The organism is Vibrio nereis NBRC 15637, from assembly GCF_001591105.1.
Classification (GTDB): Bacteria; Pseudomonadota; Gammaproteobacteria; order Enterobacterales; family Vibrionaceae; genus Vibrio; species Vibrio nereis.
The window spans coordinates 40146-56628 of the sequence record NZ_BCUD01000005.1 but is presented as its reverse complement, the minus strand read 5'-3'; the positions used below and the strand labels follow the sequence as shown (position 1 = coordinate 56628).

Below are 16483 nucleotides of genomic sequence, written 5' to 3'. Positions count from 1 at the left end.
AGGGCTCTTTGTCGCTATGTTCCAGGGCTATTACTTTTCTAAGTAGTTAAGAATGGCTTTCTCAATGCCCTTAGCGTCTAATCCAAGTTCGGTGTGCAGCTCTTCTTGAGTGCCTTGGTGAACAAACTGATCAGGTAGGCCCAAGTTCAGAACAGGCTTAATCAGTTTTTCCTTCATCAGGAATTCCACCACACCCGCACCCGCACCACCAGCAATGGCATTCTCTTCCAGAGTTACGATGACATCGTGATCCGCAGCCAGTTGTTTGATTAGCTCTTCATCAAGCGGCTTCACAAAACGCATATCTGCAACGGTGGCGTTTAGATACTCTGCTGCCTCTAAGGCATTTTGTAAGAAGGTACCAAAGCTCAGAATCGCGACTTTTTCGCCTTGGCGGACCAATCGACCTTTACCAATTTCTAGTGCAGTAAACTCTTTGCTAATCTCAGCGCCTATGCCTGTACCACGAGGGTAACGAACAGCAGAAGGACCGGTGTGTTTGTGACCAGTGTAAAGCATCTGGCGACACTCATTCTCATCACTTGGTGCCATAATAACCATGTTTGGAATGCAGCGCATAAAGCTTAAGTCAAAGGCACCTTGGTGAGTTTGACCGTCAGCACCGACCAAGCCTGCGCGATCGATAGCAAACATGACAGGAAGATCCATAATTGCGACATCATGGATCAGTTGATCGTAACCGCGTTGTAAGAAAGTCGAGTAAATTGCAACGATCGGGTGATTCCCCGCAATGGCCATCCCTGTTGCGAGTGTCACAGCGTGCTGTTCAGCGATCGCGACATCGAAGTATTGATTTGGGAACTCTTTCGAGAAGCGAACCATTCCAGAACCTTCTCGCATGGCTGGAGTAATTGCCATAAGCTTGGGATCTTGAGCGGCCATATCACAGAGAAAATCACCGAAGATCTTCGAAAAGTTTGGCTTACCACCACTACTTTTAGGTAGGCAATTGTGGGATGGGTCAAATTTAGGTACACCATGGTAACCAATAGGATCGCGCTCTGCGGGCTCGTAACCTTTTCCTTTCTTGGTCATGATGTGTAGAAACTGAGGACCTTTAAGTTCACGCATGTTCTTCAATGTTTTGACGAGTTCGTTGACGTCATGTCCATCGACAGGGCCAATATAGTTAAAGCCAAACTCTTCAAACAGCGTACCTGGGACTACCATTCCCTTCAAATGCTCTTCGGTACGGCGTACGAGCTCTTTGATAGGAGGGACGCCGGAAAGGACTTTTTTGCCACCTTCGCGAATTGAAGTATAAAGGTTACCTGATAGTACTTGTGCCAGGTGATTATTCAGCGCGCCAACGTTTTCTGAAATCGACATTTCGTTGTCGTTCAGAATCACCAACATATCAGAATGAACGTCACCTGCGTGGTTCATTGCTTCAAACGCCATACCTGCGGTAATTGCGCCGTCACCAATGACACTGACAACTTTTCGGTTTTTACCTTCTTTTTCAGCACTAATCGCCATGCCAAGAGCAGCACTGATCGAAGTGGATGAGTGACCGACTGAAAGCGTGTCGTATTCACTTTCTTCGCGCCAAGGGAAGGGGTGTAATCCGTCTTTTTGGCGGATGCTTGACATCCGATCGCGGCGACCTGTCAGTATTTTATGCGGGTAAGCTTGGTGGCCTACATCCCAGACCAATTGGTCAAAAGGCGTATTGTAAACGTAGTGCAGAGCAACTGTGAGCTCTACAGTGCCTAAGCCTGAGGCTAGGTGGCCACTAGATTGGCTGACTGAATTGAGTAAATAGGTACGTAATTCATCACATAGCTTAGGCAGTAGCTCATTGGGAAGACTGCGTAGTTCATCGGGCGTATCTGCCAGAGCCAGTGTTGGGTACTTTGAAATATCAAGAGTCATATATTTGCGCGCTTATAGTGTTAGTTCTTGCGCTCGATGACGTATCGGGCGAACTCTTCGAGTAACTCTGTATTGTATGGGATAGCTTCCAATGCTTGAAGTGCTTCATGTAACAGAGTGTGAGCTTTGTTTATTGCTCCATCTAGCCCAAGTAATGAGGGGTAGGTGCTCTTGTTTAATTCTTGATCAGAACCCTGAGGTTTCCCTAAAGTTTCTGTATCACTAATAATATCTAAAATATCATCTTGGACCTGAAATGCTAAGCCTATAGCATCCGCGTATTGATCCAATTGAGGTAATACTTCCAGCCCTTTCTCACCTGCCGCTAAAGCACCTAAGCGAATGGCACTTTTCATTAATGCACCCGTCTTATGGCGGTGAATTTCTTTTAGCTCGTCTAAAGAAATAGAGCGGTTTTCAGCGGAAAGATCCAGTGACTGCCCCATGCACATACCGCTTGCCCCTGAAGCAGATGCCAGAGCACTGACCATTTTTACTCGGTTACACTCGGCTTCTGGTGCGAGTTTGCCATCGGCAAGGATAGTGAATGCCAAGGTTTGCAGTGCATCACCAGTAAGAATAGCGGTCGCCTCATCAAACTTAATGTGGCAGGTTGGTTGCCCACGGCGAAGTGCATCGTCATCCATGGCTGGCAAGTCATCATGGATTAAAGAGTACGCATGAATGCATTCCACAGCGGCGGCGGGAGTATCAAGTACTTCTAAATCACAACCCAGCATCTGTCCTGTGATGTATACAAGGAAAGGGCGTGCGCGTTTTCCGCCAAGGAGTAGACCATAGCGCATTGCATCAATCAGAGGTTGCTGTTGGTGAGGTAGCTGGTTTAGCCACTCTTCTAACTTAACGTTATTACGTTGTTGAAGTGAGGTTAGGGCCTCTTGCATAAGGATATCTTCTAAATCAATTATTCTGGCTGAGCGTCAAACTGACTAAGTGGCGCTTCATCATCATTGCTTAATAAAATACTGACGCGTTGTTCCGCATCATTTAGCTTGCCTTGACCTGCGCGTGCTAGTGCAATGCCACGCTCAAACTTTTTAAGTGCGTCATCAAGCGCAAGATCACCATTTTCAAGGTTTTCTACGATTGTATCGAGCTCTTTAATGGTTGCCTCAAAGGTCATATTTTCAGGTTTTTTGCTCGCCATAATATATCTGTGTTGATAAAGATGCACGAAAGTTACCTTAGAGGCTAATGATGGTCAAATTTAACCGAGTAAATTTGTCAGAAAATCGAACCTGCTCAGTGATATCGGGCATAGCTATGAACTCACCTTGCGCTGTCTATTTTTACTTGGAACAAGAATCTAGGTTGGGGATTGAGAAAAGACTAAAGATCTGAAGGCGTTGCCGATATAATCTGATAGAAGCTCAGAGATAGCATGAGGAGTGCTTTGTGGATTTAGCAACGCTGATAGGTTTGATTGGCGGCTTTGCTTTCGTCATCATGGCGATGGTACTTGGCGGAAGCATCATGATGTTCGTTGATGTCACCTCCATTCTTATTGTGGTCGGTGGCTCGACATTTGTCGTATTGATGAAATTTACAATGGGCCAGTTCTTCGGTGCAGGTAAGATTGCTGGCAAAGCGTTTATGTTTAAGGTTGATGAACCTGAAGACCTTATCGCCAAAGTGGTTGAGATGGCCGACGCTGCCCGTAAAGGTGGTTTCCTTGCGCTTGAAGAGATGGAAATCTCCAACAGCTTTATGCAAAAAGGCATCGATTTACTGGTGGATGGACACGACGCCGATGTCGTCCGTGCAGCGCTGCAAAAAGATATTTCACTGACCGATGAACGCCATGAGTTCGGTACTAGCGTATTTCGCGCCTTCGGTGATGTTGCTCCCGCGATGGGGATGATCGGTACATTGGTTGGTCTAGTGGCTATGCTTTCTAATATGGATGACCCTAAAGCCATCGGCCCTGCAATGGCGGTTGCACTTTTGACGACATTGTATGGTGCCATCTTATCTAATATGGTTTTCTTTCCGATTGCGGACAAATTATCGTTACGCCGAGAGCAAGAAAAACTCAACCGTCGCCTGATCATGGATGGCGTACTGGCTATTCAAGATGGTCAAAACCCTCGTGTTATAGACAGCTACCTCAAGAATTACCTTAATGAAGGTAAGCGTTCTCTTGATATAGATAACGAGTAAGGAAGTCACTATGGATGACGATAGCGAATGCAAATGCCCGCCACCTGGCCTTCCCCTGTGGATGGGGACATTTGCTGACTTGATGTCGCTGCTGATGTGCTTCTTTGTACTGCTGCTTTCTTTCTCTGAAATGGATGTACTGAAGTTCAAGCAGATAGCAGGCTCTATGAAATTTGCCTTTGGTGTTCAGAACCGTTTAGAGGTGAAAGACATACCTAAAGGTACCAGCATCATTGCACAAGAATTTCGTCCGGGTAGGCCGGAGCCGACACCAATTGATGTGATCATGCAGCAGACAATCGATATTACGCAGCAAACTCTCGAATTCCATGAAGGTGAGTCAGACAGGGCTGGTGGTACTCAGCGTGACAAAGGTAAGCTGACGGGGGGGAAGTCACCGGACACCTCCACGCAAGATAACCAGAATTCAGAATCGGATAACGAACAGCAACAATCGGCTGAGATGTCTCAAGAGCTAGAAACACTGATGGAAGCCATCAAGAAAGCGCTCGCTAGGGAAATAGAGCAAGGTGCGATAGAAGTGGAAAACTTAGGGCAGCAAATCGATATTCGTATTCGTGAGAAGGGCGCGTTCCCTGAAGGGTCTGCCTTCCTACAACCTAAATTTAGACCATTAGTGAGGCAAATCGCAGAACTGGTAAAGGATGTGCCAGGTGTGATTCGTGTTTCTGGTCATACGGATAACCAGCGACTTGATTCTGAATTGTATCGCTCTAATTGGGACCTTTCTGCCCAGCGAGCGGTGTCAGTGGCTCAAGAAATGGAAAAGGTGCGCGGCTTTGATCATCAACGATTGCAAGTTCGCGGCATGGCAGATACTGCACCACTGGAGCCTAATGATACGGAAGTACAGCGTTCGCGAAATCGACGGGTAGAAATCAGTATTTTACAGGGTGAACCTATTTACAGTGATGAAGTCCCGGCCCTAGAGAATTAAAACCCAACGGGTAATAGAAAGACGAGCAGCACGCTCGTCTTTTTTATGAGCGATCGATCATGTATAATCTTGCGCCCTTAGCTTTTCCGCCGACCACTTGACGAGTTCAGTGGCATTGATATCGGTGCGATTAAGCGAACTTGTTTTGCGAAACTATTAACTTGTGAAGTGAATTATGAAATTTATCGTTAAGCCCCATCCAGAAATCTTCGTAAAAAGTGAATCGGTACGTAAACGCTTCACAAAGATTCTCGAGTGTAATATTCGCAACATTATCAAGGCTCGTACCGAATCTGTCGCGGTATTCAACCGCCGTGATCATATCGAAGTGACGTCAGAATCTGCAGAATTCCATAAAGAAGTGGTTGAAGTGCTGACGCAAACGCCGGGTATCCACCACGTGCTTGAAGTGAAACAGTCTGAGTTTACAGATCTGCATAACATCTTTGAGCAAGTACTGGAGCTAAACCGTGCTGACATTGAAGGCAAAACCTTCGTTGTGCGTGCAAAGCGTCGTGGTAAACATGACTTTACTTCGATCGAGCTTGAGCGTTATGTTGGCGGCGGCTTGAACCAAGCGGTAGAAAGCGCAAGCGTGAAGCTGAAAAATCCAGATGTGACAGTTAACGTCGAAGTGGCTGGCGATAAACTAAACCAAGTGATTGCACGTCATAAAGGTTTGGGTGGCTTCCCACTTGGTACGCAAGAAGACGTATTAAGCCTGATTTCAGGTGGCTTTGACTCTGGTGTGTCTAGCTACCTACACATCAAGCGTGGCTCAAAAGTCCACTACTGTTTCTTTAACCTTGGTGGCCCTGCACACGAGATCGGCGTTAAGCAGGTTTCTCACTACCTATGGAACAAATACGGTTCATCGGCCAAAGTACGTTTCATCTCTGTGGACTTCGAACCTGTTGTGGCAGAAATCCTTGAGAAAGTTGATGACGGCCAAATGGGCGTGATCCTTAAGCGTATGTTTATGCGTGCAGCGGGTATGATTGCAGAGAAATTTGGCATTCAGGCTCTTGTGACGGGTGAAGCACTTGGTCAGGTATCTAGCCAGACGCTGACTAACCTTCGTCATATTGATGGCGTAACGGATTCGCTGATCCTTCGTCCTTTAATCAACTGGGATAAAGAAGACATCATCAACCTAGCGCGTCAAATCGGTACAGAAGACTTTGCTAAGACCATGCCGGAATACTGTGGTGTGATCTCTAAGAAGCCAACAGTGAAAGCGGTGAAAGCGAAACTGGAAGCTGAAGAAGAGAAATTTGACTTCGATATCCTAGAGCAAGTGGTTCGTGATGCTCGCCAGATGGATATTCGCGATATCGCCAAAGAAACAGAGCAAGCAGCACCAGAAGTTGAGCAAGTTCAAGCGGTTGAAGAACACGCGATCGTGCTTGATATCCGTAGCCCAGAAGAGGAAGACGACAACCCGTTAGAAATTGATGGCGTTGAGGTAAAACACATTCCTTTCTACAAGCTAGGTACTCAGTTTGGTGATTTAGATCAGTCTAAGACTTATCTGCTGTACTGTGACCGTGGTGTAATGAGCCGACTGCAGGCGCTTTACCTGCAAGAGCAGGGCTTTAACAACGTTAAGGTGTATCGTCCATAGAGATGATGAGCCCATCGAGCTAAAAGCGAAAGCGCAAATCGTTCATCGGTTTGCGCTTTTTTGTTGGGCTAAATCCAGTGTAACGCATAGAGCGGAGCATAAAGGAAAATTCAGACATAAAAAAACACCGCCATATAGGCGGTGCTAAAAAATTTGACAGACAGGTCAAAATAAATACAGGAAGTATGTTTCACTTCATTCATTGAAATGAAACGGTGGTAGAAACCTACCTAACTCGAAATACGAGTTTGCAAACACAACATCGCAACAATATGCCAATTGATTCAACAAGGAATCAAGCCGTTCTGGCTTTTTGCTGCGGGGTGAAATATAGAATTTCTCTGGTCGTCAGGCAACGGACATTTTATAATGTTTCAGATAAAAAAAACTAATCCAACGTTAGGAAGAGCGCCATGTCTAGACGATTGCCTCCGTTAAATTCACTCAAAGTGTTTGAGGCTGCAGCACGTCATTTGAGTTTTACTCGTGCGGCTGAAGAGCTGTTTGTCACTCAAGCTGCGGTCAGTCATCAAATTAAAGCGTTAGAAGAATTTCTGGGCCTGAAGCTATTTCGCAGAAGAAATCGCTCCTTACTTCTGACCGAAGAAGGGCAGAGCTACTTCTTAGACATTAAAGATATCTTTACATCACTAGCAGAAGCTACTGATAAAGTGCTAGAGCGCAGTGAGAAAGGTGCACTAACCATCAGTTTGCCGCCAAGTTTTGCTATTCAGTGGCTTGTTCCGCGCTTAGCGGACTTTAATCAGCAAGAACCTGATATCGATGTGCGAATTAAAGCGGTGGACATGGATGAAGGATCATTGACTGATGACGTTGATGTCGCTATTTACTATGGGCGAGGTAATTGGCCAGGATTGCGAGCTGATAAATTGTATCAAGAGTTCTTGATTCCGTTGTGCTCTCCTTCATTACTGTTAGGAAATAAACCATTAGAATCATTAAGTGATTTGGCACAACATACGTTACTACACGACACATCTCGTAAAGATTGGAAACAATTTGCTAAGCAGAATGGTATCGAAGGCGTCAACGTTAACCACGGGCCTATTTTCAGTCACTCCACCATGGTGTTGCAAGCTGCGGCGCATGGACAAGGGGTTGCGCTAGGAAACAACGTTCTTGCTCAGCCAGAGCTAGAAGCTGGACGCCTAATTGCACCGTTTGATGAAGTGTTGGTGACCAAAAACGCTTTCTATGTGGTATGTCATGACAAGCAAGCAGACATGGGTCGTATAGCGACATTCCGAGATTGGATGCTAGCCAAAGCCCAAAGTGAACAAGAGGTACTTTTAGATGAGTAATTACCTGATTGATGGTGAGAAAGACCAACCGATCTTCATTTTTGCCCACGGTGCAGGAGCAGGAATGGATCACGACTTTATGTCGGCAGTCGCAAAGGGGCTGGCTGGAAAAGGTGTCCAGGTGGTGCGTTTTAACTTCCCTTACATGGTGAAACGCGCAGAAGATGGCAAAAAGAGGCCGCCAGATCGAGCTCCAAAGCTTCTGGAGGCCTATCAGAGTGTTATCAAGGAGTTCGCAGATATGCCTGTTGTTATCGGTGGCAAGTCAATGGGAGGGCGCATGGCGAGTTTATTAGCGGAAGAGAGCGATGTGGCAGCGGTGGCGTGTTTAGGCTTCCCATTTCATCCACCGGGTAAGCCGGAGAAGTACAAAGGAGAGCATTTAGCCTCCGTGACAAAACCGTTGCTTCTCTTGCAAGGTGAACGAGATACGTTTGGCAAGCAAGAAGAGTTTGCAGAGTTTCAGCTTTCCGATTCGATCAACGTGACATTCTTGCCTGATGGTGACCACAGCTTCAAACCTCGCAAACGCTCTGGATATACTGAAGAAGGCAATATTCAGTTGGCGGTTGAACGTTTAGCAACATTTATCTTTGAGGTGTATGGTGAAAAGTAATTCTATGCTTGCCGCTGGTGGCTTATTAGCCGGGTTGGGTGTTGCTCTAGGGGCCTTTGCGGCTCATGGTCTTAAGAAGGTACTTTCTCCTTACTTGATCGACGTTTTTAATACAGGTGTGCAATACCAGCTCATCCATGCACTCGCTATCTTGCTATGTGGAGTTCTGTTAAGAACGTCATTGAGTGCTAAATCACAAAAATATTTCGCCCTCGCTGCAATTTGCTTTATCATCGGCATCTTTTGTTTTAGCGGCAGTCTTTATGCTTTGGCTATAACCGGGATTAAGTGGTTTGGCCCAGTGACACCATTAGGTGGTATCACTTTTATGCTTGGATGGGGACTGTTCGTTTTCGCAGCACTACAGATTAAAGAGGTGAATCAGTGAAACAGGTAATGCTCTACTGCCGTTCGGGTTTCGAAAAAGAGTGTGCAGGAGAAATTCAGGATCGCGCGACGCAACTGGAAGTGTTTGGTTTCCCTCGTGTTAAAAACAATACGGGTTATGTTCTGTTTGAATGTTACCAAGATGGCGATGCTGAAAAGCTCATCAAAGAGCTGGATTTTAAATCGCTGATTTTCGCTCGTCAGATCTTTGCTGTTGCGACTGAAATCCAAGATCTACCGCGTGAAGACCGTATCTCACCTATTCTTGACCAGTTAGGTGATGTTGAAAATATGCCTCGTTGCGGTGACATTCGTATCGAAACACCAGATACCAACGAAGCGAAAGAACTGCTTAAGTTCTGCCGTAAGTTTACTGTACCTATGCGCCAAGCTTTGCGCGGTAAAGGCATTCTATTTCCGAAAGACAGCCCGAAAAAGCCAGTGCTTCATATCTGCTTTGTCGCGCCAGGCCACTGTTTTGTTGGTTACTCGTTACCGTCAAACAACTCTCAGTTCTTCATGGGGATTCCGCGTCTAAAATTCCCAGCAGATGCGCCAAGCCGTTCAACACTTAAGCTGGAAGAAGCGTTTCACGTATTTATTCCTCGTGATGAGTGGGATGAGCGTCTAGCGCCTGGAATGTGGGGTGTCGACTTGGGGGCGTGTCCGGGTGGTTGGACGTACCAATTGGTGAAGCGTTCTATGTTCGTGCATGCGGTTGATAACGGTATGATGGCCGATAGTCTGATGGAAACGGGCCAGGTTAAACACCACCAAGAAGATGGCTTTAAGTTTGAGCCTGCGCGTAAAAATGTGACGTGGCTAATTTGTGATATGGTTGAGAAACCATCACGCGTTGCACAGCTAATGGGTGAATGGATCATTAGTGGTTGGGCAAAAGAAGCGCTCTTTAACCTTAAATTGCCAATGAAGGGTCGATACGATGAAGTTCTTGAAGACATTGAGAACTTGAAGATCTTCCTTAAAGAGCATGGTGTAAAATACAGACTGCAAGCGAAGCACCTGTATCATGATCGTGAAGAAATCACCGTGCACGTTCAGTGCTTATCGAATATTTCTCCTCACTAAACGCTCAATGAATCAAAACGAAAAAGGCTCTGAAATCAGAGCCTTTTTTGTTGGTATGTAGCGTTCAATTATGCTTCATTTGCGCCGTTAAAACGCAAATCCTGCAGATTAAAGCCTAACTCAATATCTGTCTTAAGAGCGGATACAAGCTTACACTTGCGCGCCGATTCAATGTGCTCATCCAGCTTCTTGCGGTATTTCGTTGGGAGTTCGTCGCTAGCGTAAGCTTGCTCAATATCGTTAAATTGGTTGAGAATTTCCTTTGCCGCTTTGGGACCAACTCCCGGAACGCCTGGCACTTGGCTAGAGCTCACACCAGCAAGCCCCCAGTAATCTGCTAGCTGATTGGGTTTGACCCCAAATTCTTTGTCGATGAAGGGTTCATCTAACCAGCGGTGCTGGAAATAATCCCGAATTTGCAGAGTAGGAGAGAGTAGCTGGCAATACCCTTTGTCTGTTGAAATGATCGTCACTTTCTCATTATGGCTTGCGACTTTCATTGCCAAAGTCGCGACTAAGTCATCCGCTTCATCACCCTCTGATAGAAGTGAATCTATGCCAAGTTTCCACCATGCATCTTGAATGGATTCCAAACCTTTCATCAACGGCTCTGGCATGGGTTTCCGGTTCTGTTTGTATTCAGGAAGAATATCCGCACGCCAACCCCGCTCTTGCAGGTGATGGTCAAACACCGCAATGATATGTGTGGGTTGAGATTCGGTAATGATCTTGTTTAACGTCCGGGTCGTCGTGGTGATGGTTCTTGCTATATCGTTTGGATCGGGCTGGGCAGAGTGCACGCGTCGAATGAGGTTGAGGGCATCAATAATAACAAGATGGATAGACATAAAAAGACAAAAAGATAAGGGCAATTAAGCCCTTATTGTATAGGATGAATGACAGATTACCAGCGACTAGCCGAGCGTATTGATGTGATAACACGGTTCGTACGCGCTGCCGCCCGGTAACTTCATGCGGTCTTGTTCGACGAAATCTCGCAGTAGTTTGTCCATTTTTGTCATCAAACTGGCATCACCATTGAGTGAGAATGGGCCATACTTTTCAATTTCTTGAATGCCTTCTGCTTTGACGTTACCCGCCACTATCCCTGAGAAAGCTTGTCGCAGGGAAGCGGCTAAAAACTCAGGACGCTGGTTTAAGTGCAGGTTTAAGCGCGCCATGTTCTCATGGGTCGGTTCAAACGGCAGCTGGAACTCTGGCTCAATCTTCAATAGCCAGTTAAAGCTGTAGGCATCGCCGGTATCTTTACGGTGTTGACGTACATCGGTCATGCCATGCTTCATGATTTGCGCCACTCTTGCGGGATCGTCAATGACAATCTCATAGTGTTGCTGTGCTGTTTCACCTAATGTTTCACCAATAAAACGATCGATGGAGCGGAAGTACTCTTCACTCTCTTTCGGCCCGGTTAATACTATTGGCAGCGGCTGGCTGACGTTTTCGGGGTGCATCATAATACCCAAGATATACAACAGCTCTTCTGCGGTACCCGCGCCACCAGGGAAAATGACGATGCCATGAGCCATACGAACAAACGCTTCAAGACGCTTTTCGATGTCTGGCATGATTATCAACTCATTGACGATCGGGTTTGGCGGCTCTGCTGCAATGATCGACGGTTCAGTCAGGCCTAGGTAACGCTGCTCATAATAACGCTGCTTCGCGTGGCCGATGGCGGCACCTTTCATTGGCCCTTCCATTGCACCTGGGCCACAACCAGTACAGATATTCATTTCACGTAAGCCAAGTTCATGGCCCACTTCACGAGTGTACTGATACTCTACCGCGTTGATGGAATGGCCACCCCAGCAAACAACAAGGTTGGGTACGATTCCTGGCGTCAGCGCACCAGCATTGCGTAAAATACCAAACACTAAGTTGGTGATATGGCTTGCGTTGGTCAGGTTCAGTCGTTGGTTGTCCGCTAAATGCATGTTGACGTAAACAATGTCTCTCAACACTGCAAACAAATGTTCTTGAATCCCCTTGATGATTTGGCCGTCGACAAAGGCGTGCTCTGGGGCATTTGTGAGCTCCAGTTTGATACCACGTTCGCGACGTACCACATTGACGTCGAAGGACTTATATTTATCAAGCAGTTCTTTAGAGTTGTCAGTGTGGCTACCAGAATTCAATACTGCGAGTGTACAGTTTCTGTATAGCTGATAAAGATCACTGGAGGCGGTTTTCTTAAGGCGCTCAACTTCAAGTTGAGAGAGAAGATCCATACTACCAGCCGGACTAATATGAGTGATCATAATACTCTCCTTGACTAGGGTCATACTCTCCGTGTGTCGTTAAAAAGAGGAAGGGGTAGGTGCTCGATTCACTCCACATCTAACGACCAGGTAAACTTTAGCTTAGCATGCTTTTGTTAACAACATCCTAACTTATTGATATTTATATGACATTGGTAGGGAATATATCGCTACTTCCAGATGAGTTGGTTTGGCCCGATAGCTTTGCCTTTTTTCAGGCGTAAGTTGAGGCGCTCTAAAACCTCTTCTGGTGTATCAGACTCTTTAAAGTAGCTGCTCGCGGCAGATAGCGTAATCGTCAGGTTTTGTTCTTTGAACTTAAACGGCAGTTTCGAGATCTGTTGCTGAATTTTTTGTACCAAGCTATGGCAGTCTTTATCTGAACGCTGTGGCAAAATCAGGATAAACTCCTCTCCGCCAAAACGCGCTACGATGTCACCATCTGTTAAGGTGCTTTTTATGGTACGCGCAATGATCTTAAGCGCTTTATCACCCGCCGTGTAACCAAAACTGTCATTGATGGCACTAAATCCATCGATGTCTAGTAACACCAAGTGAAGGTCGTGCTGGTTTCTAATCCAGCGGCGATACTCAATTTCAAGTTTGTCATTAAATGCGGTGCGGTTATAGATTTTGGTCAGCGGATCAAGCTGAATTCTTTGCTTTTGTTCGTCCAAACGACGACGGTAGTCTTGAGCGAGTTCAAACAGGGCTTCAAGTTGGTCTTTGCCATGCTCCATATGATCGAGCAATGCTTGCTCTCTTTGCTCGGCATGACGTAAGCGTTCTGATAGCGAGTTGAGTTGGTTTAGCAGTGGAGTCAGGTCGTTTTTCAGTGCGGCTAAATCCGTTGCTGAGGTCACTTTAGCTTCGGTTTTACCAATGACATCAGCAAGTTCATCATTGATTTCATGACGTTGTGCTAAGTAACTTTGCGATTGCTGAGTGTTTTGTTCTGTCGCACTCATAGAAGAGGCGAGAGACGCATTCACTTGATCTAAAAATTGCTCGGAGGTTTTACGTTCGTAGTGTGTGCCATCAACCACTAATTTAAGTGTTTGAAGCGTGAGTTCCAAAAGCGTATGTGAATTAACACCGATGAGTAATTTTGCGCGAATATCGGCCAACTGTTCACCAGACTCGCCTTCAAAATCGATCTCAGCAATTAAATGCTGCAGTTCGTCCGAAAGTTTTAGAAGCAACTCTCTATCAGAGCTCTTAGAAATTTGATTGAGTGGCGTATGGGGATTGGCTGCAATGATTTTGACAGAACGGTCATACAGGTTAAGCAGTTTTACTGCCTGCTCTGCATGTGGACGTTTTTGACCGTTTGAATAGTTCAACAGATCTCTAAGGTCTCGCTTAATTTTTACCGGCAAGCCTGTTAGACGCAGCAGTGTTTCTCCGCTGTGTCTGATCTGCGAATCTAGGTGTTCCGTCTGTTTTTCCATAGCCAAGCCTTGTTGTTTAAGCAACCGCTCTAATATCGCTAGCTTTGGTATCAAAGAGCTGATGTCTTGTTGCTGCTCTATGGCTTGTTTCAGCTCGATTAAACCTGCTTGTAGTCGAGGGTCCTCGCTTTTATGGGCATCTGTCATTGATGCAATGATTCTTTTGAGTACCTTCTGCTCTCTAATAAATTTGAACGAGGTATCCTTTTGTGTCAATCGAACTTGTTCTAATTGATATTTAAGATGGTGAAGCTGTGACTGGAGATCTGGTTCTAGAGAGCCCATAAAAACTAAACTTACAGACTGGTGATTAATAAATCACCCTTATTAATTAATCTATTGATAATAACAAATAAAATCTATCCGTCACTGCCTACAACGTTTGATTGACGATGTTTTCCTCATCTTTTAACAGTTTTTTGATGCTGTCCTCATTCTTATAAGAGGAATGAACTTTTATTAGCCCTTGATTTATTGAGTGCTTACACGCCTGGCGTATGTTACCTGTTGCCAAGCTTGCCGCTGGCGCATTCTCGATGGCTTTGAGGTAAACCCACTGGCTACAATGCTCTTTCATACTTAGGGTGCGCGCTGTGCTGGTCGCCATCAGCAGTACGTCCAGTAGTTCCTTATCATTAACCGCTGTATAAGCTCTAGGCAGGAAAGGGTAGTCAGCCATACCGATACGAATGATGCGGTTTATGTTTTTCTCAGGGTTAAAATCCGTTACCCATTGTTGGACTTTATTGAATACCGCTTCAGGGTCTGTGCTTTCTTCCGTGTTGTGTTCGATATACAGCAGATTGGCGTCAGAAAAATGGTACATACGGGCTGGATGGTCGATTTTCTTTTTCAAGTATTCGCCAAATTCACGTTCGAGTTTTAAGCCTTCTTGGTAGCCATGCTGCAAGTACATGTTGCGTAAAAAAGGCACATCGATCATAACGAAGCGCAAGCGATCATTAAGTGGTTCATGGATCAGTTCTCCGACGTGCCACTGTTCAAACTTGCTGATGCTTTCTTCTAGCGAAGCGGGTAGTTTGGCATTGAGCATGCGTAGATTTTTTAACCCTGAGCGAGAGTGCGTGAACAGATCGTTATTCAGCTCGTCGAGTTCTTCCCGTTGAAGGCTGATGATGTGACCGCGTCTGAAAACAAAAAGTAACAGTAGGAAGCAGGCGGTAAACAGCGTAAACGAGATCTTTTGGAACTTGCGGAAGTCTTGTTTTGTTTGGTCAAGTTCTACTTGTTGGCCGACTAAGTGCAGAGTCTGCTCCACAAACTCTTTTTGTTGTCTAAATGCATCTTCGCTAATCACATCTAGCTCTTGCTGCTCAATATTGGTCAGCGAGTTAAACTGTTTTAAATATTCCAACGCTTTTTGGTACTCGCCACTTAACTCATAGCCCGTATAAATCAGCTGGTAGGCCGCTTTTTGTGAACGGATATCGCCTAAGGCTTTTGCTATGGCTAGCGCTTGCTTTGCTTTGAACAGAACTTGTTGTGCATCGTGTTGATGATGTGCCAAACCCGCTTCGAGCAACAGTGCTTGAGCTTTCAAACGAGGAATATCCGCATACTCAAGCAGCGTAAGAGCTCGCTCAAGATACTGTTCGGCTAATGGGAAATTCACTAAATGTAGATAGGTCTCAGCCAGTGAGATGCGGATATCAATGATACTTTCAACGTTGTTCTGTAGGCGTTCGTGATCCATCGCGTTGAAATATTGAACCAGAGCAAGGTTGTATTTTCCTTGAGTAAAGTAGATGTCTCCCATGCGCTTTAAGATCGGGGTTAGCGCAGGAGAGTTTTCGTAGTTGTCATAAAAGTCAGCCGCTTGGGAAAGGTGCTCATTGGCCTTATCAAAGACTTTTCGCTCATAAAAAAGTTGGCCAAGTGTTCGGTTGACCTCAGCAAGCAATACGCCGGAGTTACTTTCAATGGCTGTCCAATAGCTTTTGAGCAGTTCGGAAAGCGCAAGGTTGTATTGTTTGTTGTTGAGGTAGTGCTTTCCGAGCGTTGTATGATAGCTGATTTCGGTCTTAGTCGATGTTGAGTTATCTACAAACTCTTTTGCCGCCGAGTAAAGCTCTTCAGCGCGTTTGTCTTCGCCGTCTGATGAAGCAATATCGGCCTTAAGCATCGTCATCTTATATTGAAGACCGCGCGCAAGTTGCTGTGAGTTTTGGATCGCGCCAAACGATTTCTCCCATTTCACTAATGCTTCTCGAGCTTCAAAAGCTTGACCGGTGATCATCCAGCGCAGTCTGATTTCGACTAATTGCACATCGAGCAGTAAATACGGCAGGTTATAGGTGGTGGCGAGTTGCTTTGCTTCGGTTAAATGTTGCAAAGCAGCACGCGGATTCCCTAGGTTGAACTCCGCATGGGCCAAAATCCGTAACGCGTCAATCGTGCTACCTGGAGAGCGAGTGCGACTGTCACTTTCATCGCGGGAAACGGAAGATGGGCTTTGTTCCGTTTTATCAGACAAAGTACGCTGGGACAGGTAACGGGTCGCAAGCTGTTTTGATTGCTTAGGCACAATGTCTACCAGTCCGTTTGCTTCATTCAGCATAGCGGAAGAGTAGAGCGTTGCAGCGGCAACCTGTGTCGTTACAAATAAAGCGAATGCGCTTAACCAGCGCGCCCAGCGTATTTTAGCCATCCTGAAAGCGTT

General features: G+C 45.8%; 14 protein-coding genes. 7 read left to right on the top strand and 7 right to left on the bottom strand.

What is annotated here, in order from left to right; translation table 11 throughout:
* Positions 1-30: 30 nt before the first annotated feature.
* The 3 genes from dxs to xseB are packed head-to-tail and all read right to left on the bottom strand — an operon-like array spanning position 31 to position 3064.
* Entirely contained in the window at positions 31-1896 is a 1866-nt protein-coding gene (gene dxs / locus VNE01S_RS07125; RefSeq protein WP_053395184.1) for a 1-deoxy-D-xylulose-5-phosphate synthase, read from the bottom strand.
* 20 nt (positions 1897-1916) lie between these two features.
* Entirely contained in the window at positions 1917-2801 is an 885-nt protein-coding gene (ispA, locus tag VNE01S_RS07120) for a (2E,6E)-farnesyl diphosphate synthase (RefSeq protein ID WP_053395183.1), read from the bottom strand.
* Positions 2802-2821: 20 nt separating this feature from the next.
* Positions 2822-3064 (bottom strand): exodeoxyribonuclease VII small subunit, encoded by a 243-nt coding sequence (xseB, locus tag VNE01S_RS07115; protein ID WP_053395182.1) that lies wholly within the window; start codon positions 3062-3064, stop codon positions 2822-2824.
* Positions 3065-3312: 248 nt separating this feature from the next.
* On the opposite strand from xseB, the gene pomA reads away from it, so the two are divergent.
* The 7 genes from pomA (at position 3313) to rlmM (ending at position 10073) form a co-directional block, all read left to right on the top strand.
* The gene (gene pomA / locus VNE01S_RS07110) at positions 3313-4077 is read left to right on the top strand and encodes a flagellar motor protein PomA (RefSeq protein WP_053395181.1); all 765 of its coding nucleotides are present in this window, start codon (positions 3313-3315) and stop codon (positions 4075-4077) included.
* Positions 4078-4087: 10 nt separating this feature from the next.
* Entirely contained in the window at positions 4088-5035 is a 948-nt protein-coding gene (locus VNE01S_RS07105; RefSeq protein ID WP_053395180.1) for a flagellar motor protein MotB, read from the top strand.
* Between the two features lie 175 nt (positions 5036-5210).
* Positions 5211-6659 carry a tRNA uracil 4-sulfurtransferase ThiI gene (gene thiI, locus VNE01S_RS07100; protein ID WP_053395179.1) on the top strand — a complete coding sequence of 483 codons (1449 nt, stop codon included), beginning with the start codon at positions 5211-5213 and terminating at the stop codon, positions 6657-6659.
* 413 nt (positions 6660-7072) lie between these two features.
* Positions 7073-7981: a transcriptional regulator GcvA gene (locus VNE01S_RS07095; protein ID WP_053395178.1), complete on the top strand. Its 909-nt coding sequence runs from the start codon at positions 7073-7075 to the stop codon at positions 7979-7981.
* Positions 7974-8597, top strand: coding sequence for an alpha/beta family hydrolase (locus VNE01S_RS07090; RefSeq protein ID WP_053395177.1), 624 nt, complete (start codon positions 7974-7976; stop codon positions 8595-8597). The genes VNE01S_RS07095 and VNE01S_RS07090 overlap by 8 nt, the downstream gene beginning before the upstream one ends.
* Complete coding sequence (locus VNE01S_RS07085) at positions 8584-8985, top strand: DUF423 domain-containing protein (RefSeq protein ID WP_373278538.1); 402 nt, start codon at positions 8584-8586, stop codon at positions 8983-8985. Before VNE01S_RS07090 ends, VNE01S_RS07085 begins: the two co-directional genes overlap by 14 nt.
* Positions 8982-10073: a 23S rRNA (cytidine(2498)-2'-O)-methyltransferase RlmM gene (gene rlmM / locus VNE01S_RS07080; RefSeq protein ID WP_053395176.1), complete on the top strand. Its 1092-nt coding sequence runs from the start codon at positions 8982-8984 to the stop codon at positions 10071-10073. Before VNE01S_RS07085 ends, rlmM begins: the two co-directional genes overlap by 4 nt.
* A gap of 68 nt (positions 10074-10141) precedes the next feature.
* On the opposite strand, the gene xni is transcribed toward rlmM, so the two are convergent.
* The 4 genes from xni to VNE01S_RS07060 form a co-directional block, all read right to left on the bottom strand.
* A complete protein-coding gene (xni, locus tag VNE01S_RS07075; RefSeq protein WP_053395175.1) occupies positions 10142-10921 on the bottom strand; it encodes a flap endonuclease Xni in 780 nt (259 codons plus the stop codon).
* A 66-nt stretch (positions 10922-10987) separates the two neighbouring features.
* Positions 10988-12352, bottom strand: coding sequence for a nucleotide 5'-monophosphate nucleosidase PpnN (gene ppnN, locus VNE01S_RS07070; protein ID WP_053395174.1), 1365 nt, complete (start codon positions 12350-12352; stop codon positions 10988-10990).
* A gap of 170 nt (positions 12353-12522) precedes the next feature.
* A complete protein-coding gene (locus VNE01S_RS07065; RefSeq protein ID WP_053395173.1) occupies positions 12523-14088 on the bottom strand; it encodes a GGDEF domain-containing protein in 1566 nt (521 codons plus the stop codon).
* A gap of 88 nt (positions 14089-14176) precedes the next feature.
* Positions 14177-16471, bottom strand: coding sequence for a tetratricopeptide repeat protein (locus VNE01S_RS07060; protein WP_053395172.1), 2295 nt, complete (start codon positions 16469-16471; stop codon positions 14177-14179).
* Positions 16472-16483 lie beyond the last annotated feature (12 nt).

Coding starts and splice junctions, on each gene's coding strand:
- dxs (WP_053395184.1), bottom strand. CDS start 1,896: ATGACTCTTGATATTTCAAAGTACCCAACACTGGCTCTGGCAGATACG.
- ispA (WP_053395183.1), bottom strand. CDS start 2,801: ATGCAAGAGGCCCTAACCTCACTTCAACAACGTAATAACGTTAAGTTA.
- xseB (WP_053395182.1), bottom strand. CDS start 3,064: ATGGCGAGCAAAAAACCTGAAAATATGACCTTTGAGGCAACCATTAAA.
- VNE01S_RS07105 (WP_053395180.1), top strand. CDS start 4,088: ATGGATGACGATAGCGAATGCAAATGCCCGCCACCTGGCCTTCCCCTG.
- thiI (WP_053395179.1), top strand. CDS start 5,211: ATGAAATTTATCGTTAAGCCCCATCCAGAAATCTTCGTAAAAAGTGAA.
- VNE01S_RS07095 (WP_053395178.1), top strand. CDS start 7,073: ATGTCTAGACGATTGCCTCCGTTAAATTCACTCAAAGTGTTTGAGGCT.
- VNE01S_RS07090 (WP_053395177.1), top strand. CDS start 7,974: ATGAGTAATTACCTGATTGATGGTGAGAAAGACCAACCGATCTTCATT.
- VNE01S_RS07085 (WP_373278538.1), top strand. CDS start 8,584: ATGGTGAAAAGTAATTCTATGCTTGCCGCTGGTGGCTTATTAGCCGGG.
- xni (WP_053395175.1), bottom strand. CDS start 10,921: ATGTCTATCCATCTTGTTATTATTGATGCCCTCAACCTCATTCGACGC.
- ppnN (WP_053395174.1), bottom strand. CDS start 12,352: ATGATCACTCATATTAGTCCGGCTGGTAGTATGGATCTTCTCTCTCAA.
- VNE01S_RS07065 (WP_053395173.1), bottom strand. CDS start 14,088: ATGGGCTCTCTAGAACCAGATCTCCAGTCACAGCTTCACCATCTTAAA.
- VNE01S_RS07060 (WP_053395172.1), bottom strand. CDS start 16,471: ATGGCTAAAATACGCTGGGCGCGCTGGTTAAGCGCATTCGCTTTATTT.